At 67.4% G+C, this 25,302-nt stretch carries 22 protein-coding genes and 1 pseudogene; 5 read left to right on the forward strand and 18 right to left on the reverse strand.

What is annotated here, in order from left to right; translation table 11 throughout:
- Window positions 1-51: 51 nt before the first annotated feature.
- The 4 genes from AC2IR1_RS08100 to AC2IR1_RS08115 all read right to left on the reverse strand — a co-directional run bounded on the left by AC2IR1_RS08100 (window position 52) and on the right by AC2IR1_RS08115 (window position 4,648).
- A complete protein-coding gene (locus tag AC2IR1_RS08100; protein ID WP_486475772.1) occupies window positions 52-1,056 on the reverse strand; it encodes a LysR family transcriptional regulator in 1,005 nt (334 codons plus the stop codon).
- Between the two features lie 97 nt (window positions 1,057-1,153).
- A complete protein-coding gene (gene phaR / locus AC2IR1_RS08105) occupies window positions 1,154-1,711 on the reverse strand; it encodes a polyhydroxyalkanoate synthesis repressor PhaR (RefSeq protein WP_486475773.1) in 558 nt (185 codons plus the stop codon).
- 472 nt (window positions 1,712-2,183) lie between these two features.
- Window positions 2,184-2,630 carry a phasin family protein gene (locus tag AC2IR1_RS08110; RefSeq protein ID WP_486475774.1) on the reverse strand — a complete coding sequence of 149 codons (447 nt, stop codon included), beginning with the start codon at window positions 2,628-2,630 and terminating at the stop codon, window positions 2,184-2,186.
- A 209-nt stretch (window positions 2,631-2,839) separates the two neighbouring features.
- The gene (locus tag AC2IR1_RS08115; protein WP_486475775.1) at window positions 2,840-4,648 is read right to left on the reverse strand and encodes a PHA/PHB synthase family protein; all 1,809 of its coding nucleotides are present in this window, start codon (window positions 4,646-4,648) and stop codon (window positions 2,840-2,842) included.
- Between the two features lie 164 nt (window positions 4,649-4,812).
- On the opposite strand from AC2IR1_RS08115, the gene phaZ reads away from it, so the two are divergent.
- A complete protein-coding gene (gene phaZ, locus AC2IR1_RS08120) occupies window positions 4,813-6,081 on the forward strand; it encodes a polyhydroxyalkanoate depolymerase (RefSeq protein WP_486475776.1) in 1,269 nt (422 codons plus the stop codon).
- Between the two features lie 114 nt (window positions 6,082-6,195).
- On the opposite strand, the gene AC2IR1_RS08125 is transcribed toward phaZ, so the two are convergent.
- Entirely contained in the window at window positions 6,196-6,651 is a 456-nt protein-coding gene (locus AC2IR1_RS08125; protein ID WP_486475777.1) for a methylated-DNA--[protein]-cysteine S-methyltransferase, read from the reverse strand.
- A gap of 316 nt (window positions 6,652-6,967) precedes the next feature.
- Between AC2IR1_RS08125 and AC2IR1_RS08130 the strand changes: the two genes are divergently transcribed.
- On the forward strand, window positions 6,968-7,351 hold the full coding sequence (locus AC2IR1_RS08130; RefSeq protein WP_486475778.1) for a hypothetical protein: 384 nt from the start codon (window positions 6,968-6,970) through the stop codon (window positions 7,349-7,351).
- 177 nt (window positions 7,352-7,528) lie between these two features.
- Here AC2IR1_RS08130 and ileS read toward each other — a convergent pair whose 3' ends face one another.
- The 4 genes from ileS to AC2IR1_RS08150 form a co-directional block, all read right to left on the reverse strand.
- Complete coding sequence (ileS, locus tag AC2IR1_RS08135; RefSeq protein ID WP_486475779.1) at window positions 7,529-10,435, reverse strand: isoleucine--tRNA ligase; 2,907 nt, start codon at window positions 10,433-10,435, stop codon at window positions 7,529-7,531.
- A gap of 555 nt (window positions 10,436-10,990) precedes the next feature.
- Window positions 10,991-12,046: a YcjF family protein gene (locus AC2IR1_RS08140; RefSeq protein WP_486475780.1), complete on the reverse strand. Its 1,056-nt coding sequence runs from the start codon at window positions 12,044-12,046 to the stop codon at window positions 10,991-10,993.
- Window positions 12,043-12,543 (reverse strand): GNAT family N-acetyltransferase, encoded by a 501-nt coding sequence (locus AC2IR1_RS08145; RefSeq protein WP_486475781.1) that lies wholly within the window; start codon window positions 12,541-12,543, stop codon window positions 12,043-12,045. The genes AC2IR1_RS08140 and AC2IR1_RS08145 overlap by 4 nt, the downstream gene beginning before the upstream one ends.
- The gene (locus AC2IR1_RS08150; RefSeq protein ID WP_486475782.1) at window positions 12,540-13,970 is read right to left on the reverse strand and encodes a YcjX family GTP-binding protein; all 1,431 of its coding nucleotides are present in this window, start codon (window positions 13,968-13,970) and stop codon (window positions 12,540-12,542) included. Before AC2IR1_RS08150 ends, AC2IR1_RS08145 begins: the two co-directional genes overlap by 4 nt.
- 235 nt (window positions 13,971-14,205) lie before the next feature.
- On the opposite strand from AC2IR1_RS08150, the gene truA reads away from it, so the two are divergent.
- From truA to AC2IR1_RS08165, 3 genes and pseudogenes are all read left to right on the forward strand, one after another.
- Window positions 14,206-14,973 (forward strand): tRNA pseudouridine(38-40) synthase TruA, encoded by a 768-nt coding sequence (truA, locus tag AC2IR1_RS08155; protein ID WP_486475783.1) that lies wholly within the window; start codon window positions 14,206-14,208, stop codon window positions 14,971-14,973.
- Between the two features lie 194 nt (window positions 14,974-15,167).
- Window positions 15,168-16,136 (forward strand): isopenicillin N synthase family dioxygenase, encoded by a 969-nt coding sequence (locus AC2IR1_RS08160; protein WP_486475784.1) that lies wholly within the window; start codon window positions 15,168-15,170, stop codon window positions 16,134-16,136.
- A gap of 315 nt (window positions 16,137-16,451) precedes the next feature.
- Window positions 16,452-16,884 (forward strand): annotated as a pseudogene (locus AC2IR1_RS08165) (transposase); the annotation flags it as partial.
- Window positions 16,885-17,166: 282 nt separating this feature from the next.
- Here the strand turns inward: AC2IR1_RS08165 and AC2IR1_RS08170 are convergent.
- The 9 genes from AC2IR1_RS08170 to AC2IR1_RS08210 all read right to left on the reverse strand — a co-directional run bounded on the left by AC2IR1_RS08170 (window position 17,167) and on the right by AC2IR1_RS08210 (window position 25,250).
- Window positions 17,167-17,487: a hypothetical protein gene (locus AC2IR1_RS08170; RefSeq protein ID WP_486475785.1), complete on the reverse strand. Its 321-nt coding sequence runs from the start codon at window positions 17,485-17,487 to the stop codon at window positions 17,167-17,169.
- Window positions 17,488-17,519: 32 nt separating this feature from the next.
- A complete protein-coding gene (locus AC2IR1_RS08175) occupies window positions 17,520-18,230 on the reverse strand; it encodes an orotate phosphoribosyltransferase (protein WP_486475786.1) in 711 nt (236 codons plus the stop codon).
- The gene (locus tag AC2IR1_RS08180; RefSeq protein WP_486475787.1) at window positions 18,227-19,507 is read right to left on the reverse strand and encodes a hydantoinase/carbamoylase family amidase; all 1,281 of its coding nucleotides are present in this window, start codon (window positions 19,505-19,507) and stop codon (window positions 18,227-18,229) included. Before AC2IR1_RS08180 ends, AC2IR1_RS08175 begins: the two co-directional genes overlap by 4 nt.
- Window positions 19,504-20,445, reverse strand: coding sequence for a dihydroorotate dehydrogenase (locus AC2IR1_RS08185; RefSeq protein ID WP_486475788.1), 942 nt, complete (start codon window positions 20,443-20,445; stop codon window positions 19,504-19,506). Before AC2IR1_RS08185 ends, AC2IR1_RS08180 begins: the two co-directional genes overlap by 4 nt.
- Window positions 20,442-21,287, reverse strand: coding sequence for a dihydroorotate dehydrogenase electron transfer subunit (locus tag AC2IR1_RS08190; RefSeq protein WP_486475789.1), 846 nt, complete (start codon window positions 21,285-21,287; stop codon window positions 20,442-20,444). The genes AC2IR1_RS08185 and AC2IR1_RS08190 overlap by 4 nt, the downstream gene beginning before the upstream one ends.
- Before the next feature lie 28 nt (window positions 21,288-21,315).
- Window positions 21,316-22,599, reverse strand: a complete 1,284-nt coding sequence (locus tag AC2IR1_RS08195) for a TRAP transporter large permease (RefSeq protein ID WP_486475790.1) — start codon at window positions 22,597-22,599, stop codon at window positions 21,316-21,318.
- Window positions 22,596-23,093 carry a TRAP transporter small permease gene (locus AC2IR1_RS08200; RefSeq protein WP_486475791.1) on the reverse strand — a complete coding sequence of 166 codons (498 nt, stop codon included), beginning with the start codon at window positions 23,091-23,093 and terminating at the stop codon, window positions 22,596-22,598. The genes AC2IR1_RS08195 and AC2IR1_RS08200 overlap by 4 nt, the downstream gene beginning before the upstream one ends.
- A 104-nt stretch (window positions 23,094-23,197) precedes the next feature.
- Window positions 23,198-24,208, reverse strand: a complete 1,011-nt coding sequence (locus tag AC2IR1_RS08205; RefSeq protein WP_486475792.1) for a TRAP transporter substrate-binding protein — start codon at window positions 24,206-24,208, stop codon at window positions 23,198-23,200.
- Window positions 24,209-24,368: 160 nt separating this feature from the next.
- A complete protein-coding gene (locus tag AC2IR1_RS08210) occupies window positions 24,369-25,250 on the reverse strand; it encodes a helix-turn-helix domain-containing protein (protein WP_486475793.1) in 882 nt (293 codons plus the stop codon).
- Between the last annotated feature and the right edge of the window lie 52 nt (window positions 25,251-25,302).

Here is a 25,302-nt window from a genome sequence, read left to right on the forward strand (position 1 = left end):
CCCTGCTTTGCAAAGGGGCCCTGCTTGGCAAGGGGTGGCGGCAGTCGGAGGTCAGCCGGGGAAGCGGCCCTGGGCGTCGGCCAGGGTGACGGCATCGGCCAGCCAGGGATAGGCGCCCGCCTTGGGGGTTTCGCCCATGCTTTGCAGCAGCTCGCGCAGCTCTGCCGCGATGCGCGCGGGCAGGTCCGACAGGATGCCCTTGCGCGCGGTCAGCACGATGGTGCGGGTCAGCGGAGAGAAGGGCAGGGGGTGCACGTCCAGCCGGGGCATCAGCCGCCGCGCCCGCAGCAGCGCCAGCGGCGGCAGGATCGTCCAGCCGGCGCCGGCGCTGACCAGGGCCAGGATGGCGTGGTAGCTGTCCAGTTCGAAGCGGTGATCCAGCTTCAGGTTCTGCTGCGCCAGGTGCGTGGCGATCAGCCGGCCCATGTAGTGCCGTGTGGTGTAGCGGATCATCGGCTGCGCCTTGAGCTGCGCCAGCAGCGGGCGCGCCGGGTCGACGGTGCCGCGCCCGGTGGCCACGACGAAACCTTCGCGCAGGATCGGATGCACCTCTGCCCAGTCTTCGGGTTCGCCCATGGCGGTGGCGATGACCACGTCCAGGGCCTGGGCATCCAGCTGATCATGAAGGTAGTGGGAGGCGCCGGTTTCCAGCAGGAAGCGGCAATCCGACAGGTCCCGTGCCATGCGGGTCAGCAGGTCGGGGGTCACGTCGGCCTCGAAATCCTCGATCACGCCGAGGCGGAGCCGGGTGAGGGAGGGGGCGCCCGCAAGGGCCAGTTCGGCGCGGGCCTGGGCGGCCTCCGTCAGGATCGCCTCTGCCCGGCGGCGGAAGGATTCCCCGGCCGGGGTGAGGGTGACGGGACGGGCCGAGCGCAGCAGGAGCGTGACGTCCAGCGCGGTTTCGAGGTTCGTCAGCTGTTGGGACACGGCGGAGGGAGAGGCGCCGAGCCGCCGGGCGGCGGCGGTGATCGAGCGTTCCTCGGCCGTGGCCACGAAGACCTCTATCCCCCAGAGCGTGATCCGCCCGGGTGAGGCTGTGGAGGATTTCTCGGCCATGGGGCGCCCGCCTTGATTGGCATGCCGGCCCCGGACGCCGCGCCGCCTGCTTCCCTCCTCCGGAAGCGGGCAGGGGACGGGCCCGGGGGGCTTTTCGTCAGCTCAGCTTGGACAGCTTCGACTGCAGGTCCGCCAGCTGCTTCTTGATCGCGTCGAGGTCGTCGGAGGCGGTTTGCTCCTCCTCTCCCTCTGCGGCGGGACCGGACCAGTTGCCGGAGAAGCCGGAGGTCATCGCCTTCAGGAAGGCGGCCTGCTGGGCCTGCATGGCTTCGATGCCCGGCATGTTGGCCATCATCGGGTTCATCTTTTCCATGTTCTCCATCATCTTCGACTGCCCGTCGCGGAGCATTTCGAAGGATGCGGCCAGGAATTGCGGCACCACGGACCCGGCGGAGCTGGTGTAGCTGCGCACCAGATCGGTCAGCACGTTCAGCGGCAGAACATTTTCGCCGCGGCTTTCATGCTCCGCGATGATCTGCAGCAGGTACTGCCGTGTCAGGTCGTCCCCCGACTTGAGATCGACGATCTGGACCTCGCGACCGTCGCGGATGAAGCCCGCGATGTCCTCCAGGGTCACGTAATCGCTGGTCTCCGTGTTGTAGAGCCTTCGCGACGCATAGCGCTTGATGAGAAGCGGAGATGCTTTGTCTGCCACAGGTTATCCCTCCCGTCGTTGCAGTGCTGGCGGAAAGCGTAGAGGGGATCCGTGCAAAAAGGAAGCATTCTCCGCATCTTCGCTGAGGCTTTGACGCCTGCGGGGAAAGGCGGGGGGGCAGCGGCAGGGGCCGGAATGTCCGCGCGGGGTACCAGAGGGGCAGCCCTGGGGCTGCGGGAAGCACCTGTCGCGAAGCCTGGGCGGGGAGGCTGGGCAGGGAGGGTGGGCGGCTTTGCCGGGCGATTTTCCGGGGCGATCGGGGGGGGCGTCACCGGGTTGCCGGGGCTGCCACCGGAGGGGCCGGGATCGCCCGCTGGCCGCCGGAGCAGTGCCAGTGGGGCGCGGTGCGGGGGCCGGAACGGAACAGGGCGGGTCCTTTCGGACCCGCCCTTCTTCATCACGCCCCGCTTCGAGGGGAGGAGCACTGGGGGCGCGAAACGCGCGGGGCAGGGGGGACGCCCCGGCGGGGTCGTTACTTGGCGGCTGCGGCCTTCTTGGCGGCTGCGGTCGCGTCCTTGGTGGCCTTCTGCATGGCAGCGGAGGCTTCCTCGGTCATGTCCTTGCCGGCGGCCATCATCAGCTCGACCGTGTCGGTCTGGACCTTCTTCGCGATCTCGGCGAAGGCGGCCATGTGCTCTGCCGAGGACTCGGCGCAGGCAGAGGCGAAATCGGTCATCGCCTTGGCGTAGTCGGCCGGATCAGCCTTGACCTTGGACAGCTCGGTCATCTTGGTCAGGGTGTCCTTGGTCCACTTGGTGGAGAGGTCGGTCGACTTGGTGGCAGCGTCGATTGCCACGGCGGAGAACTTCTCGCTCAGGGCAGCCTGGGTCTTGAACGCGTCTTCCATGGAAGTCGTGTCGACCGGGAATGCGCCCATGAAGTCCTTCATGATCGCGGTGAAGTCTTGGGTCTTTGCCATTAGTCCATCCTCTTCTGGCGGTGGGGCCAGTGGTCGGCCCCGGGAACTCGTCTTGCCATAGAGTATGAATGCTGCAGTGCAGCAAATCAAGGTTTTTTCTGCGCTGCGGCAAAAACGGGAGGGGCCGTATGGATTAGGAAGCCTTGCCAAGTGCTTGCCGGGCGACGTTACGGAAACGTATTGCCCGCCGCCCGGGGAAGCGTGTCTTTTCAGAAGGGAAGCGGGGCCGCGACATAGGTTCCGGGGGCATCGCAGAGCGCGGGGTGAGTCGCGTCACCGGGGTCGCGCGGGGCGATCATTCTGCCGGAGCGGGCATGCAGCCAGCGTTCCCAGCGGGGCCACCAGGAGCCGGCCGTGAACTCCGCCCCCTGCATGAAGGCCTCCGGCGTGTCGGGCAGTTCGGCGTTGGTGTAATGGCCGTACTTCTTCTTGGACGGCGGGTTCACGATGCCCGCCACATGGCCGGACTGGGACACGATGAAGGTGCGGTCCTTCGAGCCGGTCTTCAGGAAGCCGCGGTAGGCGGGGATCCAGGGGGCGATGTGATCGGTCTCGCAGGTGATGGAGCAGAGCGGCACGGTGACGTCGGAGATCTTCAGCGTCTCGCCGCAGATCTCTATCCCGTCGCCGACGAGGCGGTTGCGCTGGCAGAGGTCGCGCAGGTACTGCACCGCCATCTTCGCCGGCAGGTTGGTGCCATCGCCGTTCCAGAAGAGCAGGTCGAAGGCGGGGGGCTGTTCGCCCATCATGTAGCTGCGGATCGCGGGCCGGTAGACCAGGTCGTTGGAGCGCAGGAAAGAGAAGGTGCGCGCCATGATGGCGGAGCGCAGGATGCCGACCTTCTGGGCCTCCACCTCTATCGCGTCGACGAAATCGTCCTGCAGGAAGGGGGTGAAATCCCCCTGGTCGGAGAAATCCGTCAGGGTGGTGAAGAAGGTCGCGGACTTGACCGAGCGGTCGCCGCGTTTCTTCAGCAGGGCCAGCGCCAGGTGCAGGGTGGTGCCGCCGATGCAGTAGCCGATGGTGTTGACCTGCTTGACCTTGCAGATCTCCTTCACCTGGTCGATGGCCGCCAGGTAGCCGTCCTGAACGTAATCGTCGAGCGCCACGTCGCGGTAGCCTGCATCGGGGTTCACCCAGGAGACGACGAAGAGCGTGTAGCCCTGGTCGACGATGTAGCGGATGAGGGAGTTCTTCTCCTTCAGGTCGAGGATGTAGAACTTGTTGATCCAGGGCGGGAAGATTAGCAGGGGGGTGGAATGCACCTTTTCGGTGGTCGGCGTGTACTGGATCAGTTCCAGCATGTGATTGCGCCAGACGACCTTGCCCGGCGCGGTCGCCACGTTTTCCCCCAGCTGGAAGGCGGAGCCATCGGCCAGCCGCACCAGCATCTCTCCGCCGTTGGCCTCGAGGTCGGCGACGAGGTTCTCCAGCCCCTGCACCAGGCTTTCACCGTCGGTTTCCAGGGCGCGTTCCAGGGCGTCGGGGTTGGTGGCCAGGAAGTTGGTGGGCGCCATCATGTCGGCAATCTGCCGCGTGAAGTAGCGCAGGCGCTGCTTTTCGAGCGGCGACATGCCGTCGACATCCTCGACCGCCTGGGTCATGGCGGCGGTATTCAGCTGATACTGCTGCTTGACGTAGTTGAAGTAGGGGTGGCTTTTCCACAGCGGGTTGGAGAAGCGGGGATCCTCTGGGCCGTCATCTTCGGGTGCTTCGAGCTTGCCGCGCGCCAGGGCCTCCTGGGCCTCCAGGAAGTGGGTGACGGATTTGCCCCAGTATTCAAGCTGATGTTCGAAGATGCGCGCGGGGTTCTGCATCATCTCGGTCCAGTAGGCGCCGGCGGCCTGGGCGAAAAGCGTGGGCGAGGGGCCCGACAGGCCGGGATGCATCTGCTGCCGGTCCTTCAGCGCCTGCAGGAAACGCTGGCTCAGCTGCTCAACCCTGGCGAGATTTGCGCTCAACTTTTCGAGGTTTTCGTTTCCCGAAACGTCACCTTCGTGGGTCTCTTGTATTGTCATGTAAACGATTCCCCCCTATTTTCTGCTCTGCAGCATGCGCGGGATTCTCCCGGAGGTGCCGGTACGCGGCGGCCTCCCACACGGTGTGACAGACCCTGCCTGCGCTGCCCGGAAGACCCCAGTGACGGAGATGCCGGGCGCTGCCCCGCGACAAGGAGAGACCGATGCGCTTTATGGCAAGCTACGACCTTATGGAGACGGTGCGCAATACCCAGCAGTGGATGGGTGCCTCTGCGCTGAGCCTCGCCTCCTACCCGGCCTTCGCCCTGGTGCCGAACCCGATGCTGACGATGATGGCCGCCTGGGGCGAGGTGACGGAGCGCGCCTACAAGCGCATGATCGCCAAGCCCGACTGGGGCATCCATTCGGTGGCCTGCGACGATGGCCGCGATCACCTGGTGTCCATCGCCAAGATCGTGGAACGCCCCTTCGGCGACCTGATCCACTTCGAGGTGCAGGGTCGGGAAGAGAAGAAGCGCAAGGTCCTGCTGGTGGCACCGATGTCCGGTCACTACGCGACCCTCCTGCGGTCGACGGTGGTTTCCCTGCTGCCCGACTGCGAGGTCTACATCACCGACTGGCACAATGCGCGCGACATTCCCGTCAGCGAGGGCAAGTTCGACGTCGAGGATTACACGCTCTACTGCGTCGATTTCATGAAGGAACTGGGCCCGGACGTGAACGTGATCGCCGTGTGCCAGCCCGCGCCGCTGGTGCTGGCCGCCACAGCCTACCTGGCGGAGATCTTCCCCGAGGCGCAGCCCGCCACCCTGACCCTGATCGGCGGCCCGATCGACCCGGATGCCACCCCGACCGAGGTGACCGATTTCGGCAACCGCGTCAGCATGGGCCAGCTGGAGCAGATGATGATCCAGCGCGTCGGCGCCAAGTACAAGGGCATCGGCCGTCAGGTCTACCCGGGCCTGCTGCAGCTGACCTCCTTCATCTCGATGAACCTGGACACCCACGCCACCGCCTTCGGCGAGCAGATCTTCCGCGTGGCACGGGGCGAGGCGGGCGACCATGACCGGCACAACCGGTTCTACGACGAATACCTTGCCGTCATGGACATGACCGCTGAATTCTACCTGTCGACGGTGGAACGCATCTTCAAGAACGGCGAGATCGCCAGGAACGAGTTCACCATCAACGGCCACCCGGTCGACATCGGCAAGATCACCAATGTCGCGGTGAAGACCGTGGAGGGCGAGAAGGACGACATCTCGGCCCCCGGGCAATGCGTGGCCGCGCTGGACCTGTGCACCGGCGTGCCGGACGAGATGAAGTCGAACCACCTGGAACCGGGCGCGGGTCACTACGGCATCTTCGCCGGCTCCTCCTGGCGCAACAACATCCGCCCGCTGGTGCTGCAGTTCATCGATGCCAACGGCGATGCCAAACCCAAGGGCGGGGCCAAGCTGGCCGCAGTTTGAGATCCGAGGCCGGGCCAGAAGCTGGGCCAGAAGCTGGGCCGGACATTTTCGGGAACGCCCGGTGCCGAGAGGTGCCGGGCGTTTTTCGTTGTGCCGGGGGGGGCAGGGGGGCGGTCAGAGCAGCAGGGAGGCGGCGCCTTCGTGCCTGAGCAGCCAGACCTTGGTTTCCACGCCGCCCTCTCCCGAGAACCCGCCGAGCCCGGTGGAGGAAAGCACCCGGTGACAGGGCACGATCACGGGGATCGGGTTGCCGCCGCAGCCCTGGCCCACGGCCTGTGCCGGGGCCTTCAGGGCACGGGCCAGGTCGCCATAGGTGCGTGTCTCGCCCCGGGGGATGGCGGCGATGGCGGCGCAGACCTGCTGCTGGAAGGCGGACCCCGCGATGCGCAGCGGCAGGTCGAAGGTGTCGAGCTGCCCGTCGAAATAGGCCCGTAGCTGATCCCGGGCGCTTTCCAGCAGGGGTGTCGGACTGTCCGGCCCAAGGGGGCGCCAGGAGGCGCGGGTGATCGCGCCCTCCTCTTCGAGGAGCCAGAAGCGGCCGGTGGGCGTATCGAGCGAAAGGCAGGGCATGGCCCCGGTATAGCAGGTCCCGGCGGGGGCGGGAGGGCGTAATCGGGCGTAAACTTTCTGCCGTTAAGCTCCTGTAAAGAGTTGAGGCGCAGACTCGGGGAGACTCATCAGGTGGCCCCAGCAGGGGGCCGATCATGGGGCCCGGTCCGACGGATGACCTTTCGGGGATGCGCAGGCCGGACAGGCCAGGGGGCACGATGCCCGTCTGCAAGCCCGCCTGCAAGGATGACCCTGTTCCGTACAGGGCCAGCCCGAACCAGAACCAGTCCCGTACAGCATATGACAGCGTACAGGACCTATCACGAAGGAGAGTGTCATGCTGGATACATTGCCCGCCGCGCGTGCCCTCTTCACGCCGGAGCTTCGGAGCCTGGCGGCCGAGCTTGAGGCGGAACCGCCGCGACAGGCCACCCCGACGGAGGCGCAGCCCCTGCCGGAACCGGCGGAGACCGTCCGCACGGCGCTGCCGCCCGCGCCTCCGGTCGCGGAAGAGGACAGCGCAGGCACGAAGGTGGAAGCAGAGGCCGGCAGCCCGGAGGGCGATGCGCCGACCCGGATGGATGCGATGTCCCTTTTCCAGGGCATGCTGGCGGAGGCCAGCAGGTCCGGCGTGACCGCCCCGGGAACATCAATGCATATCTACGCGCTGGTGAAGCAGCTTTCGACGCTGATGGCGCATCGGAGCGAGCCCGCGGCCTGATGCTGCCTTGATGGCGCGGCTGTGAAGGCTGGCGGAGGTGCGGGGCGCTGGGCATCCCGGGGACGGCATGCCGGGGCGCTGTCGGCGGCTTTCAGTGCCCCAAGGGCGAAGCCTATGGCGGACAAGAAAAAGGGGCGGCCGAGGGCCGCCCCTTTTCGGTGATCTCAGGACTGTCGATCAGCCGAGCGCGCTGTCGCAGCGGCTGCAGACATGCGCGTGGGTGTGGGTGCCCACGTCCGGCAGGATCTTCCAGCAGCGCTGGCACTTCTCGCCCTCGGCCTTTTCGAAGACCACGGCGATGCCGGGGACCTCGGGCAGGCGGAAGGCCTCCTGCGGGGCGGCGTCGGCGGTCAGGCTGATGCCGGACGTGATGCAGATGTCGTCGAAATCGACCGACTTCAGCGCCGCCAGCACGGCCTCATCCTCGACATGGACGACCGGAGCGGCCTCGAGCGAGGCACCGATGACCTTTTCGACCCGCTGGATTTCCAGCGCGGCGGTGACGACGCGGCGGGCCTGGCGGACGCGGGCCCATTTGGCGGCCAGGGTATCGTTCTGCCAGGCGGCGGGCGTTTCGGGGAAGTCCTGCAGGTGGACGGAGCTGTCCTCGCCCGGGAAACGTTCCAGCCAGACCTCTTCCATGGTGAAGACCAGAACCGGCGCGAGCCAGGTGGTCAGCCGGTGGAACAGGATGTCCAGCACGGTGCGCGCGGCATGGGCGCGGGGCGTTTCGCCGTCGCAGTAGAGCGCATCCTTGCGGATGTCGAAGTAGAAGGACGAGAGCTCCACCGTGGCGAAGTTGAACACGGCCTGGAAGACGCCCTGGAAGTCGAAGGCGCGGTAGCCCTTGGTGACGACCTCGTCCAGCTCGGCCAGGCGGTGCAGCACCCATTGCTCCAGCTCGGGCATGTCGGCAGGCGCGACGCGCTGCGCTTCGGTGAAGTCACCGAGCGAGCCCAGGATGAAGCGCATGGTGTTGCGCAGCCGGCGGTAGCTGTCGGCGGTGCCCTTCAGGATGGTGTCACCGATCCGCTGGTCGGCGGTGTAATCGGCCTGGGCCACCCAGAGGCGCAGGATGTCGGCGCCGTACTGCTTGATGACATCCTCGGGCGCCACGGTATTGCCGAGCGATTTGGACATCTTGTTGCCCTTCTCGTCCAGCGTGAAGCCATGGGTGACCACGTTGCGGTAGGGCGCGCGGCCCAGGGTGCCGCAGGCCTCCAGCAGGGAGGAGTGGAACCAGCCGCGGTGCTGGTCGGTGCCTTCCATGTAGACATCGGCGATGCCGTCCTCGGTGCCGTCTTCGCGGTCGCGCAGCACGAAGGCGTGGGTGGAGCCACTGTCGAACCAGACGTCGAGAACGTCATCGACCTTTGTCCACTCGTCCGCATTGTAGCCTTCGCCCAGGAACCGTTCCTTGGCACCATCCTTGTACCAGGCGTCCGCGCCCTCGGCCTCGAATGCCTCCACGATGCGGGCATTGACGGCCGGATCGCGCAGCAGGAAGTCGGGATCGGTGGGCAGGGCGCCGGCCTTGGTGAAGCAGGTCAGCGGCACGCCCCAGGCGCGCTGGCGCGACAGGACCCAGTCGGGGCGGGTTTCCATCATGGAATGCAGGCGGTTCTTGCCCGACTGGGGCGTGAACTTCACCAGTTCCTCGATGGATTTCAGGGCGCGTTCGCGGATCGTCTCGCCGTGTTCGTCATGGCCGTCGCCGACCTTGCGGTCGATCGCGGCGAACCACTGGGGCGTGTTGCGGAAGATCACGGGCGCCTTGGAGCGCCAGGAATGCGGGTAGGAGTGCTTGATCTTGCCGCGCGCCATCAGGCCGCCGACCTCAGCCAGCTTGTCGATGACGGCCTTGTTGGCGTCACCTTCGCCGCCCTTGCGGGACAGGATGTACTTGCCACCGAAGAAGGGCAGGTCGGCGCGGAAGCCGCCGTCATCCATCACGTTGTAGGTGATGACCTGATCGAGCATGCCCAGATCGCGGTAAAGCTCGTATTCCTCCATCCCGTGGGACGGCGCGCAGTGCACGAAGCCAGTGCCTTCCTCGTCGGTGACGAAGGGCGCGGCGCGGAAGTCGCGCAGGTCGTCCCATTCGCCATTTGCACCCTCAGTGCCGGCGAGGGGGTGGAGGAGGTTCAGGTCTGCCAGTTCGCTGGTCGGCACGTCGCGGACGCGGGTCCACTGGTCGTCCGACAGGCGGGCCTTGGCGAAGGTGGCGGCGGCGAGCTTGTCGGCGAGCAGGTACTTCTCGCCGACCTTCAGCCAGCATTCCTCGGGCGTGCCGGTAACCTCGTAGAGGCCATAGGCATAGTCCGCGCCGAAGACGACGGCCTTGTTGGAGGGGATGGTCCAGGGGGTGGTGGTCCAGATGACGACATGGGCACCCTGAAGGTCGTGGCCTTCGTTGGCGACCTTGAACTTCACCCAGATGGTGAAGCTTTCCTTGTCGTGATACTCGACCTCGGCCTCGGCCAGGGCGGTCTGTTCGACGGGGGACCACATGACCGGCTTCGAGCCCTGGTAGAGCGTGCCGTTCATCAGGAACTTCATGAATTCCTCGGCGATGACGCGCTCGGCGTGGAAGTTCATGGTCAGGTAGGGATCGGCCCAGTTGCCGGTGATGCCCAGACGCTTGAACTCCTCGCGCTGGATGTCGACCCAGCCTTCCGCGAACTTGCGGCATTCCTGGCGGAAGTCGACGATCGGCACGTCGTCCTTGTTCTTGCCCTTCTTGCGGTACTGTTCCTCGATCTTCCACTCGATGGGCAGGCCGTGGCAGTCCCAGCCGGGGACGTAGCGCGCGTCATGGCCCATCATCTGGTGCGAGCGGACGATCATGTCCTTGATCGTCTTGTTCAGCGCGTGGCCGATGTGCAGGTGGCCGTTGGCATAGGGGGGGCCATCGTGGAGCGTGAAGGGCGTGCGGCCCTCCTTCTCGCGCAGGCGGTCGTAGACCCCGATCTTCTCCCAACGGGCAAGCCAGTCGGGCTCGCGCTTGGGCAGGCCCGCCCGCATCGGGAAGGAGGTCTGGGGCAGGTTCAGGGTATCTTTGTAGTCAGGCGTCTCGGCGCACATAGGTCGTGGTCCGTCTCAGGAAGTCGCAATGTCTGTGAAAGGTCGGCGCGGTATCCCATACGCCTTGTCCCGGCCGCTCGAGTTCAGAGCGCCGGGCATGTAATTCGAATGATGATGGCGAAACGCGGAAACATCATGGCGCATTCCTTACACGCAGGCGTCGGGGGCGTCCAGTGGATCGGGCGCCTGCACCTGTGGCCGGGGTCGGATGCCTCCGGCGGGAGTATTTCCGGCGGGTTGAAGGAGGGGGGACGGTGCCCGGTATGGCGCCCGCCGTTTGCCATGGAGGGCTTGGACGCTCTCCATTGCAAAAGTAGGTCGCCCGGAAGGGCGCTGTCCCCCCTTGCTTCTATTTGTTGGCCAAAAATATCCCGGGGGGAGCGCGGCACGCGCGGGGGGCAGAGCCCCCCACTTCCTTTCCATCGTCGCCTCCGACGACGGGGGGGCAGAGCCCTCCACTTCCTTTCCATTGTCGCCTCCGGCGACGGGGGGCAGAGCCCTCCACTTCCTTTCCATTGTCGCCTCCGGCGACGAGCGGGCAGGCGCCCTCTCTGCTCAGCCCTCGGTCTTCTCGCCCTTGGCGAAGAGCCCGGTGAGCGAGGACTGGATGATCGAGGTGACTTTCGGGCGGCGGCCTTCGGCGAAGGGCATGGGGCGGCAGACCTCCATCGCGGCGACGCCGACGCGGGCGGTCAGGGCGCCGTTCACCACCCCTTCGCCGAAGCGGCGGGAGAGGCGGGACAGGAGGTTCCCGCCCAGGACCGAGTGCAGCATGTCGTCGCCCATGGCCACCGCGCCCGTGGCCACGAGGTGGGTCATGACCGCGCGCAGCAGGCGCAGCGAACCCAGGGTGCCGGAGCGGCCGCCGTAGATCTCCGCGATGCGGCGGATCATGCGGATGTTGGAGCCGAGCGCGGTGGCCACGTCCGCCAGCGCCAGCGGCACCAGCGCGGTGACGGTGGCGACCTGGCGCGCGGCGGCCTCCACCTCGGCCCGGGCGGCGCGGTCGAGCGGCGTCAGCAGCTCCTGTTCGGCCAGGCCCAGCAGGGCGGGGGCGTCGAACTGTTCCGGCGCGCGGGCATCGAAGCGGTCGAGCGACCAGCGCATGTCGGGGCGGTGGGCGTAGAGCTTGCGCAGCTCCGCCGTGGCCGCGCGCGCCGGGCCCAGGTCGGGCGCTGCCAGCGCATCGCGGGTGGCCGCGTGCAGCTTGTCGATGCGGGCCAGACGGGAGAAGGCGGTCAGTTCCTTCACCACGATCATCAGCACCACCGCGAGGAAGGCCGCGATCAGCACGGTCACCGCCCAGCCCAGCCAGGGGGTGGAAGCGATGAGCGATGTAACCGCGTTCCAGGCCGCGATGGAGATCATCGTGGTCACCAGCCCGCCCAGCAGGGCCCAGAACCAGCGCGCCAGGCGGGAGGGCCTGCGGGCCAGGATCTTCGCGGTGCGGGCCAGCCCCGCTTCGGGGGCGGGCAGGGCATCGGGCACCGGGGGCGCCTCGTCGGGGCGGACGGCGGGGCCGTCCATCTCTATCAGCACGGGGCCGGAGGCGTTTCCGCTGGCGGGTCTGGGGCTGGCGGGTTTGGGGGGATCGGAGCGGCGGTCGGTCATGCGGTTTCCCGGATGGGATCCAGGGCCGGCTGGTCGCGGCGCGGATCGGGGCGGTGGGGCAGGGCGGACCAGATCATCAGCACCTCCGGCAGGGTTTCGTCGTTATGGGCGCCGTCGGAATAGCCCATCGTCTGGAACCCTTCGGCGGCATAGAAGCGGCGTGCCGTGTGGTTGTCCTGGGGGGTCCAGATGGAGAGCGCGGGGCAGGCGGCCTTGGCCTCTGCCAGCAGGGCGCGGCCCAGGCCCGTCCGGCGGGCGCGGGCATGGACGTAGAGCGCGTGGATCGCCTGGTCGCGCCGGGCGAGGAAGGCTGCGGGACCCTGCGCATCGCGGATCAGGCGCACCTCGTCCCGGCGCACGAGCCGGCTCAGCAGACGCAGGTCGGCCACGCGGGTCCGCGCGCGCGGGTAGCCGGGTGCCCGGGTATGGGTCCACAGGATCCGCGCCAGCGCCGGGACGTCGCGCAGCCGGGCGCGCAGGATGCGGGGCGCGGTCACAGCCTGTCCCCCAGCAGGAACTGCGCCGCCCGGTCGAGCCGGATGTGCGGCGGGCCTTCGCCGGGCTTCAGGGTCAGGGGCGCGGGCTGGAAATTCATGATCCGGTAGTCGCCGTCCAGCCACTTGTCCCCGGCGCGGAAGCCCTGGGTGATCCGCGTGGGATCCTCGGGCAGGTCACCGGGGTAGAAGGCGGCCTCCCGCCCGTCCGCCAGCCGTCCGCGCACGCAGTCGAGCATGCGGCCCTCGTGGCGCAGGGTTTCCTCCACCGTGCAGCGGAGCGAGGCGAGCGACATCGAGGCGGTGCGCGCGCCCGCGAAATCCGCGCGGGAGACGGCGCCCGACAGCAGCTGGTCCAGCACGGCGGTCAGCCGCGCGTGCTGGGCATGGTGCAGGTGATCGGCCTTGGTGGCGGCGAAGAGGATCTTCTCCACCCGCTTGCCGAAGAGGAACTGCGTCAGCCAGGCGTTGCGGCCGGGGCGGAAGGCCTGAAGGATCGCCTCCATCCCCTGACCCAGATCGGCCACGGCTTCCGGCCCGGCATGGATGGCCGAGAGCGCATCGACCAGCACCACCTGCCGGTCGATCTTGGCGAAATGGTCGGTGAAGAAGGGTTTGACGACCCGGGCGCGGTAGGCGTCGTAGCGGCGCGCCATTTCGCGGTGGAGCCCGCGGCGGGGCGGGTGGTCTTCGAAGGGCAGGGGCGCGAAGGTCAGCACCGGCGATCCGGCGAGGTCGCCGGGCAGCAGGAAACGGCCCGGCGTGACGTCCGAGATGCCCTTCTGCCGCGCCTCCTGCAGGTAGGCGGTGTAGAGCCGGGCAAGGGTCTGGGCCTGACCCTCGTCGAAGGTCTCGCTGCCTGAGGCGGTGCGGGCGGCCGACAGGAAGTCCTGGGCGTAGGCACGGTGTTCGAGGCGCGAGAGCACGCCTTCGGACCAGTCGGCGTAGCTCTTTTCCATCAGGCCGAGGTCGAGCAGCCATTCCCCGGGGTAGTCCACGATATCGAGGTGCAGGGTGCGCGGGCCGGAGATGCCGCCCAGCAGCCCGGTGGGCCGCACCCGGAAGGACAGGCGCAGTTCAGAGATCGACCGCGTGCTTTCGGGCCAGTGCGGCGTGGCGCCGGTGAGGGCGGCGAGGTGTTCCTCATACTCGAAGCGGGGCAGGGTGTCGTCGGGCTGGGGCTGCAGGTAGGCGGCCTGGATCCGGCCCTCTGCCTGGGCGGTGAGACCGGGCATGCGGGCCCGGTTCAGCAGGTTGGCCACCAGCGAGGTGATGAAGACGGTCTTGCCCGCCCGCGCCATGCCGGTGACGCCCAGGCGCAACGAGGGTTCGAGGAAGGTGGAGGAAATGGTGTCGGTCGCCGCCTCCAGCTGGCGGGAGACGCCATCCGCGAGGGAGGTGATGCCGAAACGGGAAATGCCGGTTGCCACTTTGCGTCCTTCTTGCCTGCTCTCAAAAGATAGAGGCGGGACGCGGGGTTTCCAAGCATCTCTGCCGGATCCCGGCGGGGTTTGCAGAGTGCCGTCGCTGGCTTTGCAAAGCGGTGGCGGAGGGCAGGGCGGGGGCGCCCTCCGGTTTGCCGGGGCTTTGCAGGTGGATTTGCAAAGATGTGGGCGGGTGCGAAGGGATTGCGGGGGTGTCGGCGGATGGGATAGGAGGCGCGTCATGCCCAGATATGCTTTGCAGGTCGAATATCACGGTGCGCCCTTTGCCGGATGGCAGAGGCAGGCCGACGTGCCCTCTGTCCAGGGGGCGATCGAGGCTGCGCTGGCGAAGCTGGAACCGGGGGCGCATACGATTGCCGCCGCCGGGCGCACCGATGCGGGGGTCCATGCCACGGGGCAGGTGGCGCAATGCGACCTGACCCGCGACTGGGACCCGTTCCGCCTGTCGGAGGCGCTGAATTTCCACCTGAAGCCGCAGCCCGTTGCGATCCGGGCCTGCGCCCGGGTGGCCGACGACTGGCATGCGCGGTTCTCGGCGCTGGAACGGCGCTACCTGTTCCGGCTGCTGATGCGGCGCGCACCCGCCACGCTGGAGGCCGGCCTGGTCTGGCAGGTGAAGCAGGAACTGGACGCCGAGGCGATGCGCGCCGGTGCGGCCTTCCTGATCGGCAACCATGATTTCACCACCTTCCGCAGCTCGATCTGCCAGGCGGCGAGCCCGGTGAAGACCCTGGATGAGATCCGCATCGTCGAGGTCGCGGGCCAGTCGGGTCCGGAGCTGCAGTTCCACCTGCGCGCGCGGAGCTTCCTGCACAACCAGGTGCGGTCGATCGTCGGCACGCTGGAACGGGTGGGGACGGGCGCCTGGGAACCGGAGGACGTGAAGCGGGCGCTGGAGGCCCGCGACCGCGCCGCCTGCGGGCCGGTCTGCCCTCCCGAGGGGCTCTACCTGGCCGGGGTGGGTTACCCGGAAGATCCTTTCGACTGAGGACGGCGGCGCGCGTGGCCGGGGCCACGACGCCCCGCCCGCCCTCCCGCAGCGCCTGCCTCTTGGGCAGGGGGCGTCGCAACCGGGCTGGCCGTGCGGGCGCGCGCGTCTGGCGCTGCGGCAGGGGCCTGGAGGGCGTTGACAGCCCCGGGCAGAGGGCGTTGCCTGCGGCAAACGACCGGAAGGACCCCTCAATGAGCCTCGATGACAGCGCCGCTGCCGATTTCCCCATCCTCGACCTGGGCGCCTTTGCCGAAGCCGGACCCGAGGGCCGGGCCGCCATCGGCGCCGAAGTGGCCCGCACCTGCCGCGAGACGGGATTCCTCGCCGTCGGCAACCACGGCGTGCCCGATGCGGTGATCGCGGGCCTCTGGTCCAAGCTGACCGCCTTCTTCGACCTGCCTGCGGAGGAAAAGCAGAAGCTGAAACCCGCCCCGGGCGATCCCTACGGCTACCTCGGCCCGGGCACCGAGGCGCTGGCCAAGTCGCGCGGGGAGGACACGCCGCCGGACCTGAAGGAGAGCTTCAACGGCGGCCCCCAGTCCGTGCCTGAGGGCGAGACCGATCCCCAGGCGCTGGCCTTCTGCTTCTCCCCCACGCCCTGGCCTGCCGCGCCCGAGGGCTTCCGCGAGGCCTGGACCGTCTATTACGGAGAGATGGTCGCCCTGGCGGAGCGCATCATGGAGGTCTTCGCCGTGGCGCTGGGCCAGCCGCAGGATTTCTTCGCCCCCTACATCGACGCGCCGATCAGCGGCATGCGGGCGCTGAACTACCCCGCGCAGGAGCAGGCGCCGGAGGAAGGCCAGCTGCGGGCGGGGGCGCATACGGACTACGGTTCACTGACGATCCTGCTGCCGGAGCCGGGCTCCCGCGGGTTGGAGATCCTGACGCCCGAGGGCACCTGGCGCGGCATCCCGCCGGTCGAGGGCGCCTTCGTGATCAACATCGGCGACCTGATGACGCTCTGGACCGGGGGGGACTGGGTATCGACGTTGCACCGGGTGGTGACGCCCCCGGACTGGGCCACGCGGCGGCGCATGTCGATCGCCTTCTTCCACCAGCCGAACTGGCATGCCGAGGTGAAGCCGCTGGCGGGTGAGGGCGGCGAGGCGGTGATCTCGGGGCCGTACCTGATGGGGAAGTTTGCGGCGGCGAATGGCTGAGGGGGAGGTTCGGCGGGAGAAGCGGGCGGGGTGCTGGCGGTTGGTCCTGAGTGCCGCGGCCTGACGCGAGGTGCTGGTACGGGGGGGCGCCGTTCGCGGCGACAGACACGAGTGACCGAGATGCGCAAAAAGCGGTCGCTCTTTTGTGCCCGCGTACACGGGGCGAGGCCAGAAACAGACTTTGGGAACTGCACCTTCAATCGCCGAGGCAGTATGACGGAAGCCCTCTCACCCTATTCATGGCGTCCTTCTCGAAACGAGCATAGCGTCCATCAACAAACGCGGGCGAGAGTTGGCCGTGAAAGCGGTGGCGATGATGGGCGCCAGTTCCGGTTGTTGAACGTCCTGGATGGTTTCAACCGCGAAGGCCCTGGAATCCAGGCCGACTTCCCGCTGCCTGCTGAACGGGGCGTCCGAGCACTGAACCAGATTGTCGAATGGCGTGGCGCACCGAAGACGATCAGGGTCGACAACGGCTCGGAATAGATCAGCGGCATCCACGTGGAATGGGCGGAGCAAAAGGGCATCGCCCTGGCGCATATCCAGCCCGGGACGCAGCAGCAGGACGCCTGCGTCGAGCGCTAGAACCGGACGGTTCGGCATGAATGGCTGGACCTCAATATCTTCGAGAGCATCGACGAAGTGCAGCAGATTGCCACCGAGCGGCTCTGGTCCTGCAACAACGAGTGGCCGCCTCATGGCCAATGGCGGCATGACGCCCGCCCGGAAACCGAGAACGGTCGCGTAAATTCTACGTCGAAGCCCCCGTAAACAAGACCCTGTAGAAAGGGGGGGTACCCCTCGACACGAGCCGTGAACTGGCAATCGAAACGACCGCGTTCACGAAACCCGCTTGCGGGACCTGATCTCAAGCGCAAGGTCGCTTGCCGAACGGAGACCTGTTACCGAAGTCCAGAGGCCATTTCCGGGTCCGATTTGCCGCAGGGACGCGGCAGGGACGAACGACGAAGGCCGGACCTTCGCGAGAAGAGCCGGCCTTCGAAAGCCTAAAGCGCGGTGATGTTTGCGCTCAGTCCAGTTCTGCCGCGCGGGCTGCGGCGATCTTGTTCAGTACCTCGAGGATCTGGGCTGCGTCGCCGGCTGCATAGGCGGCGCCAAGGGCTTCGATGTCCTGTTTGAGGGTGGCGAAGCTGTGTTTGACCTCGGCGAACATCAGGGGCATGCGCTCGTGGCGCTCGACGAAGGCGTCGATTGTGGTCGCCAGCAGGTAGAAGGCGGCGGCATGGTCGGGGACCTCGGCGGCCTTCTGCCAGGACATCTGCGATACTGCCCGGTAGGCGTGGATACCGTTGCCCTGTTCGGCGAGCGTCTCCAGAAGCGGGGTGAACATGGGTGTCTCCTTTCGGAACGGGACGTGAAGGGTCAGAAGGAAAGACTGCCGGCGCCGCCATGGGCGGCCGACCAGTCGAGAGGGGCGTCGATGAAGGCCCGCAGCGCTTCCAGCGCCGGGCGGGGGAAGCTGTCGCGGGTCTCGGCTTCGGCCAGGATGTCGCCCCAGTTGGCCAGGGCATGCAGGCGCAGGCCGTGCTGGTCCAGCGCGACACGGGTCTCGGGGAAGATGTCGTAGTGGAACAGCATCAGCACGTCCGACACCTCCAGCCCGGCTTCGCGCAGGGCCTGGCAGAAACGGATCTTCGAGGCGCCGTCGGTGGTCAGATCCTCGATCAGCAAGACCCGTTGGCCGGGGGTCGAGACGCCCTCGATCCGCGCCGCCGGGCCGAAGCCCTGGGCGCGCTTGCGCACGTATTGCATCGGCAGACCGGCCAGGGCTGCGATCCAGGCGGCGAAGGGGATGCCGGCCGTTTCGGCGCCGGCGACGGCGTCGATGCGGTCGCGGCCGATCTCGGAATCCAGGATCTCGGTCGCAAAGCCCATCATCATCTCGCGCAGCGCGGGGTAGGAGATCACCTTGCGGACGTTGATGTAGACCGGGCTGGCCACGCCGGAGGACAGGATGAAGGGCCGTTCGCCCGCGCATTCCACGGCGCCGATGTCCAGCAGCGCCCGCGCGGTGCGGCGGGCGAAATCCTTGCGTGTCTCGGGCGAGAGCTGCATCGGCAGGGCTTCCTTCATTCTTCCGCCTCCAGATAGGCGGAAAGGATCGCCGTGCCTACGAGGAAATCGCCGATTTCCATCGCTTCGTCGGGATTGTGGCTGCCGTTGCGGTTGCGCACGAAGACCATACCGGCGGGAATGCCCGCCTGGGCGAAGATCGCCGCGTCATGGCCGCCGCCCGAGGGCATGGTGAAGGGCTCGTCCGTGACCCGGGCCATGGCGGCCTCCAGCCCGGCAATGACGGTGGGATCCATCAGGGCGGGGGCCACGGCCACTTCGGCGCCGGTGTCGAAACGCACGCCACGGCTGCGGCCGATGTCGTCCATCTGCTCGCGCAGGTAGGCACGCATCTGGTCGAGGATCGCCGCATCCTGCGAACGGATGTCGAGCGAGAAGCCCAGTTCGTCCGGGATTCGCGAGATCGCGTGCGAGGCCGGGTCGGTGCCCACGATGCCCGAGGTCAGCACCAGGTCGCGCCCGGTGCGCAGCAGGTGGTCCCAGGTGTCGTCGAGCCGGTGCATCAGTTCGGCGAAGGCCAGCACCGGGTCGTGGCGGTAGGCGCGGGGGACGGCGCCGGAGTGCCCGGCCTCGCCGATGCAGCGCACCAGCCGGTGGCGGAAGTTGCCCCGGATGCCCGAGACGACGGCGGCGGGAAGGCCCCGTTCGACCAGCAGCGGGCCCTGTTCGATATGCAGTTCCAGGTAGCCTTTGATCTTCGACAGGTCGCAGATCGGGGTCCGCGCGGCCAGCGGCGCGGTGTCGATGCCCAAGGCCTCCAGGTGATCGCGCAGCGAGCGGCCATCGCCCTTGTGGGCGGCGGCCAGTTCCGCGTCGGGCAATTGCCCGGTCAGCATCTTGGAGCCCAGGTAGCAGGCGCCGAACCAGGCGCTTTCCTCGCCGCGCATGGCCAGGCATTTGACCGGGCGCCGGAAGGAACGGCCGCTGCGCGCGGCGCGGATGAGGACGATCAGCCCCGCCACGACGCCCGCCAGGCCATCGTAGTTGCCGCCCATGGGCACGCTGTCGACATGGCTGCCGATCAGCACCCAGCTGTCCGCCGCCGCATCCTCGGGCAGGCAGAACAGCAGGTTGCGGCCTGCGTCTTCCTCGACGTGCAGCCCCTCGGCGCGGGCGAAGTCGGCCAGCCAATCCAGGGTCCGCGTCTCGATCTCCGAGAAGGCGGGGCGGCTGACGCCTGCGGTATCGGGCGAGAGGGCCCGGATGCCGTCGAAGACCTGCGCCGCCAGGGCGCCCATGGCCGCATCGTCGTGGCCCTTGAGGGATTGCAGCATCATGCGGCCTCTCCGCTTGGAAGCTGGTCGCCGGGGATCTGCACCGAGCCGATGATCTCTCCCAGCGAGGTGACGCCTTGCGCCTGCATCCAGTCCGACAGTTCGGCGATCAGCCGGGCCATGACGGTGGGCGACTGGAAGGTGGCGGTGCCGACCTGCACGGCGGCGGCGCCGGCGATGAGAAATTCCAGCACGTCGTCCAGCGTAGCGATGCCCCCGCAGCCGATCACCGGCACGCGGCAGGCGCGGGCGCATTGGTAGGTCATGCGCAGCGCGATGGGTTTCACCGCGGGGCCGGACATGCCGCCCATGACGTTGCCTAGCCTGGGCCGCCGGGTGCGCACGTCGATGGACATGCCAAGCGCGGTATTGGCGGTGACGATGGCATCGGCGCCCTCGGCCTCTGCGGCCAGGGCCACGGCGACCGGCTCTCCGGTGTTGGGCGTCAGCTTGGCCCAGAGCGGCAGGTCCGTCTCGGCCCGCAGGCGGCGCATCACTTCGGCGGTGGTGTCGGGGCGCATGGCGAAGGCATTGCCGTCGGCCTCGATGTTCGGGCAGGAAATGTTGGCCTCGATCGCCGCCACGCCGGGCAGCGAGACCTCGGCGGCGAGGCGGGCGAATTTATCCATCGAATGGGCCGAGATCGAGACCACCAGCGGCGCCTTGTAGGCGGACCAGTAGGGCAGCATCCGGTCGCGGAAATCGTCGATCCCCTTGGATGGGATGCCGATGGCGTTCAGCATGCCGCCCTGCAGGTCGCAGACCCGGGGCGTCGGGTTGCCGGCGCGCTTGCCGTGCATGATGGTCTTGAGGACATGCGCGCCCAGCACATCCAGGTCGAAGACATCCGACAGATCCTCGGAGAAGGTGCCGGAGGCGGGCATGATCGGGTTGGCGAAGGTCAGATCGCCGACTTTTACAGAAAGATCGGGGGTGCTCATGCGATGGCCTCCGAGATGGGGAAGACGGGACCTTCGCGGCAGACGCGGCGATGGACGACCTCGTTGCCTTCGCGGAAGGGGCGGACGCAGGCCTGGCACATGCCCAGGCCGCAGGCCATCTGCTGCTCCATGGCGATTTCGCCGGGGATGCCATGCTTTCGGCCCAGGCCCTGCAGCATGGTCAGCAGGCGGCGCGAGCCGCAGGTGTAGAAGGCATCGACCCGGCCTGCGGCGATGCGTGCCTCGATCAGCGCTTCCAGGGCAGGCACCTCGGAGGATCCGTCCTCGTCATGCACCACGATGACCTCGGCGCCGTAGCTGCGGAAGAGGTCGACGGACATGGCCAGTTCCGGGCTGCGGGCCGAGCAGATCGCGGTCAGGCTGCGTCCCTGTTGCTGTGCCATCCGGGCCAGGGGTGCCAGGGTGGCCAGGCCCACGCCGCGCGCCACCAGCATCAGGTTCTGCCAGGCGTCGGGCATGGAGAAGCCCTGGCCCAGAGGGCCCAGCACGTTCAGCGTGTCGCCCGCGCGCAGGGTGGCCAGGCCACGGGTGCCGGCGCCGGCGATCTTGTAGAGAAACTGCAGTTGTCCTGCGTCGGCGTCGTAGCCGTAGATCGACATCGGGCGGCGCAGGAAGGGATGCTCGCCCTCGGACACCGGGCAAAGCAGCTGGAAGAACTGGCCCGGGGCGCAGTCCAGCACCTCGGCCGGGGCGTCCAGGGTCAGCAGGCGGTACTCTCCGTTGACCGGCGTGTTCGAAAGCACGATGGCCCGGGCCTCGGCGCAGCGTGCGGTGACGCCGGGCGAGGGAGGGACGGACAGGATCGAGGGGGTGAGGGTCATGAGGGGATCTTTCGGGGAAGTGCGCGGATCAGCCGTAGATCAGGCGCGGCACGAATAGGGAGATCTGCGGGATGTAGGTGATCAGCAGCAGCACAATCACGTTGACCAGCACGAAGGGCCAGACGCCGCGGATGATGTCGGCCACCGGTTTGCCCAGGGTCGAGGAGGCGACGAAGATGTCCAACCCGAAGGGTGGCGTGATCATGCCCAGGCAGACGTTGAAGGTGACCAGCATCCCGAAGTGCACCGGGTCGATGCCGAAGCTTTGCGCCACGGGGTAGAGCGGGGGCACGAGGACCAGCAGGGTCGAGTTCGGGTCGATGAACATGCCGGCGATGAAGAAGCAGATGTTCACCGCGATCAGGAAGGCGATGCGCCCGGCGTCGGCGCTGTCCAGCAGCCCCAGGATCGCCGTCGGCACCTGCGCCAGCGTCACGAAGAACGAGATCAGACCGCCCATGGCCAGCAGCACGAAGATGATCGCGGTGTTGATCGCGCTGTCTTCGGTGATCTTGACCAGGGCGCCCCAGTTCAGGCTGCGGAAGACCAGGGTTTCGACCAGGATGGCGTAGACGACGCTGACGGCGGCGGCCTCGGTCGGGGTGATCACGCCCGAGTAGATGCCGCCCAGGATGATCACCGGCATGCCAAGCGCCCATTTGGCGTTCCAGATGGCGCGCAGGCGGGCGCCCCAGGGCAGGCGGTCGCTGTGGCTGACGTTGTCGCGGCGGGCCTGGATCTCGACGAAGATGGCGAAGGCCACGCCCAGCACGATGCCCACACCCAGGCCCGCGGCGAAGAGCTGCGAGATCGAGGTGCCGGTGATCCAGCCATAGACGATCAGCGTGATCGAGGGCGGGATCAGCAGCGCGGTTTCGGCAGAGGAGACGAGGAGCCCCAGCGAGAACTTCTCGGAATAGCCGGCCTTCCGCATCTCGGGGTAGACCATGCGGCCCATGGCGGCGACGGTGGCGGGGGCGGAGCCCGAGACGGCGCCGAAGGCCATGGAGCCGCCGACCACCACGTGGCCGATGCCGCCGCGGCTGTGACCGACCAGCGCGGTCACCACGCCCACCAGCTGGCGGGCGATCTGGCCCGAGCCCATGAGGTTGGCGGCAAAGATGAAGAAGGGGATGGCCAGCAGGGTCGAATGGTCGATCCCGCCGACGATCTTCTGCACCACCGCCGCATCGGGCAGGCGGCCGTAGAAGGCTTCCTTGTAGGCCAGCGCGGGCAGGCCCAGCACCAGGAACATCTCGAAGCCGGCGACCAGCAGCAGCACGGCAAGAAGGAGGATGAGGGCGAGGATCATTCTGCCTGCTCCTGTGCGTTGAAACGGTCGATGATGCCGAACAGGCTGAGGCCATAGCGCAGGGCCAGCAGCAGGAAGCCCACGACGGGGGCGAGGTAGATGTAGCCCATGGGCACGCCCAGCGTGGGCGAGGCCTGGCCGGTCTTCAGGACGAACTGCACCAGGCCGAAGGCCAGCCAGGCGACATAGAGGCCGAAGAGCAGGCCGCAAAGGTCGATCAGCTTGCAGACCGCTCGGATGCCGCCGGCCGGCAGCCGTTCGCGCAGGTTGGTGATGCCGACGTGCTTGCCGCGTTCAAGCGCCAGGCCCAGGGCCAGGAAGACGAGGAAGAGGTTCATCATCCGCACCGCTTCCTCGACCCAGGCGAAGCGCGAGGCGAAGGTGCCCCCGATTTCGCGGGTGACGACGGAGCCGGTGTAGAGAACCACCATGGCAAGGAAGAGAGCCACCAGAAGGCTTCGCTCGATCGTCCTCAGCAGGGTCAGGAATTTCATGGGATGTGCCTCGCGCAGTCGGGGCGGGCCACCTGCAGCAGGGGCCGGAAGGGGGAGGGCCCGCCACGAAGGACGGGCCCGGGGAGCGAAGCCGTGGAAACGGCTTACTGAAGGGCCTCGTAGGCTTCTTCATAGGTGGCCAGAAGGGCCTTGCCGGTGTCGCCGGCCTTGGCGACATAGGCCTCGGAGGCCGGGCCGAAGGTGGCTTCGCGCAGCGCGGCGCGCTCTTCCTCACCGGCGACGCGGACGTTGGTGCCGGCGGCCTTGATGGTTTCCAGCGCTTCTTCCACGGCGGCGGCCTTGTGGGCGGTCAGCTCGGGGATGACTTCGTGGAAGGCGGTGGTGATCACCTCCTGGTACTCGGCCGGCAGGCTGTCCCACCACATCGGGTTGAACAGCACGACATCTTCCATGGCGCCGTGATCAGAGACCACGAGGTTCTTCTGCACCTCGTAGAACTTCATGTTCATGATGGTATCCAGCGGGTTCTCTTCCCCGTCCACGACGCCGGTCTGCAGCGAGGTGTAGAGCTCGCCGAAGGGCAGGGCGATGGCCGAGGCGCCGAGGGCGTTGAACTGTTCGATCAGGATCGAGCTGTCCATGACGCGGAACTTCTGGTCGGCGAAGTCGGCCAGGTTGTCGAGCGGCTTGTTCGAGGTGAACTGCTTCTTGCCGTTGGGCCAGAGCGTCACGGCGACCATGCCCTTGTCCGAGAAGGTGTCCAGCAGCGCCTGGCCGAAGGGGCCGTCGCGCAGTTCCTGCGCCTTGGCGTCGTCTTCGGGCAGCAGGTAGGGGATGTCCATGATCGACACGGCCGGGTTGAAGCCGCCCAGGAAGGCGGCGGGGGCCACGGTGCCCTCGATGGTGCCCAGCTGGACGCCTTCGTTCATCTGGCGCTGATTGCCCAGCTGGCCCTGCGGGAAGATCTGGAACTCGACCTCGCCGTCGGTGCGCTCTTTCACCAGTTCGGCCACCTTCTCAAGCGTCACGTTGCGGCTTTGCGCCGGGCTTTCGAGGTGACCGATCTTGGCGATGTATTCCTGCGCCTGCGCGCCGGAGGCCAGGACCAGGCCCAGTGCGGTCAGTCCGGAGAGGACGGTGGTTTTGCTGAACATCTGTGACTCCCTGTCATGCTCATCTTGTCTGATGCCTGAAGGATCACGATGGTGGGGCAGGGGGTCAACGGAAAAATCTAAAAAATGAGACGGTGGCGAAAATTTATCGGATGGTCAGCTTCGGGCCGTCTAGTTTTTGAGCGGAGGGGGTGACGGCCGCTTAGCGAATCCCGTGCCGCTCGATCAGCGCATCGACGTGGTCGGCGGCCTCGCGACCCTTGAGCGAGCTGCCCCAGAGGCGTTGGGTGATCCCTTCGTGCAGCTCCAGCGCTTCGGGGGCGGAGGTGATCAGGCCGACGCCGATCCGGATGTTGGGGTTATGGCCCAGTCGGAAGGGCGAAATGGTCAGGGTCGACTCGCTGCCCTTGCGCACGATCTGGAAAGAGGTCGCGGGAATCGGCTCGCGCGCGACGCCGACCTGGATGCCGATGAGCGGTTCGCGCAGCATCGCCGAGATATGCTGCGCCTCGCGCAGGGCCATGCGGCGGCGGGCGTCCAGCGTCGCGGGCGGCAGCTCGCTGCGGCCGATCAGGCCCTCGCGCAGGAAGCGTTCGATGTCCGCGTCCGAGATGATAGAGGCCAGGTGCGGCCGGCGCTGATCGAAGCGCGTCTTTCTTTTCTTCAGGATATCAAGGATCTGATCGACATCCTTCCCCTGGTCGGCGGTGGTCGATTCGCGCATCACGTCTGCCAGCACGGCGTCATAGCCTCCCGTGGTGACCAGGTAGGAGATCGGGCTGAAGAGGCCGATGATCTGCTCGCTATCCTCTTCGATCTGGCGCATCCGTTCGAAGAAACTGACGGCGTTGTCGACATATTCGATGCCCACGCCCAGCAGGGAGGGCAGGGAAACCTGCAGTTCGTCGGCGATGGCGGTCAGCATCTCGATCTTGGCGATTTCGCCTTTTTCGGCGCGGTAGAGCGCTGCGCGAGAGATGCCGAGGCGGGCGGCCAGATCTTCTGGCGACAGGGCGCGGCCCAGCCTGTGGGCGCGCAACCGGGCGCCCAGCTCGACGAAATTCACCTTGTTTGCCTGCGTCACGGGCTGCCCCCTCCGGATCTTTCTGACGGTCCTTGTGGCTGGTGGCGCAATG

This window comes from Pseudooceanicola sp. NS-SX8, assembly GCF_057380755.1.

Bases quoted from the DNA above. Each gene is read 5' to 3' on its own strand.
- AC2IR1_RS08100 (WP_486475772.1), bottom strand. From the start codon at position 1,056: ATGGCCGAGAAATCCTCCACAGCCTCACCCGGGCGGATCACGCTCTGG.
- AC2IR1_RS08110 (WP_486475774.1), bottom strand. From the start codon at position 2,630: ATGGCAAAGACCCAAGACTTCACCGCGATCATGAAGGACTTCATGGGC.
- AC2IR1_RS08115 (WP_486475775.1), bottom strand. From the start codon at position 4,648: ATGACAATACAAGAGACCCACGAAGGTGACGTTTCGGGAAACGAAAAC.
- phaZ (WP_486475776.1), top strand. From the start codon at position 4,813: ATGCGCTTTATGGCAAGCTACGACCTTATGGAGACGGTGCGCAATACC.
- AC2IR1_RS08125 (WP_486475777.1), bottom strand. From the start codon at position 6,651: ATGCCCTGCCTTTCGCTCGATACGCCCACCGGCCGCTTCTGGCTCCTC.
- AC2IR1_RS08130 (WP_486475778.1), top strand. From the start codon at position 6,968: ATGCTGGATACATTGCCCGCCGCGCGTGCCCTCTTCACGCCGGAGCTT.
- ileS (WP_486475779.1), bottom strand. From the start codon at position 10,435: ATGTGCGCCGAGACGCCTGACTACAAAGATACCCTGAACCTGCCCCAG.
- AC2IR1_RS08140 (WP_486475780.1), bottom strand. From the start codon at position 12,046: ATGACCGACCGCCGCTCCGATCCCCCCAAACCCGCCAGCCCCAGACCC.
- truA (WP_486475783.1), top strand. From the start codon at position 14,206: ATGCCCAGATATGCTTTGCAGGTCGAATATCACGGTGCGCCCTTTGCC.
- AC2IR1_RS08160 (WP_486475784.1), top strand. From the start codon at position 15,168: ATGAGCCTCGATGACAGCGCCGCTGCCGATTTCCCCATCCTCGACCTG.
- AC2IR1_RS08170 (WP_486475785.1), bottom strand. From the start codon at position 17,487: ATGTTCACCCCGCTTCTGGAGACGCTCGCCGAACAGGGCAACGGTATC.
- AC2IR1_RS08175 (WP_486475786.1), bottom strand. From the start codon at position 18,230: ATGAAGGAAGCCCTGCCGATGCAGCTCTCGCCCGAGACACGCAAGGAT.
- AC2IR1_RS08180 (WP_486475787.1), bottom strand. From the start codon at position 19,507: ATGATGCTGCAATCCCTCAAGGGCCACGACGATGCGGCCATGGGCGCC.
- AC2IR1_RS08185 (WP_486475788.1), bottom strand. From the start codon at position 20,445: ATGAGCACCCCCGATCTTTCTGTAAAAGTCGGCGATCTGACCTTCGCC.
- AC2IR1_RS08190 (WP_486475789.1), bottom strand. From the start codon at position 21,287: ATGACCCTCACCCCCTCGATCCTGTCCGTCCCTCCCTCGCCCGGCGTC.
- AC2IR1_RS08195 (WP_486475790.1), bottom strand. From the start codon at position 22,599: ATGATCCTCGCCCTCATCCTCCTTCTTGCCGTGCTGCTGCTGGTCGCC.
- AC2IR1_RS08200 (WP_486475791.1), bottom strand. From the start codon at position 23,093: ATGAAATTCCTGACCCTGCTGAGGACGATCGAGCGAAGCCTTCTGGTG.
- AC2IR1_RS08205 (WP_486475792.1), bottom strand. From the start codon at position 24,208: ATGTTCAGCAAAACCACCGTCCTCTCCGGACTGACCGCACTGGGCCTG.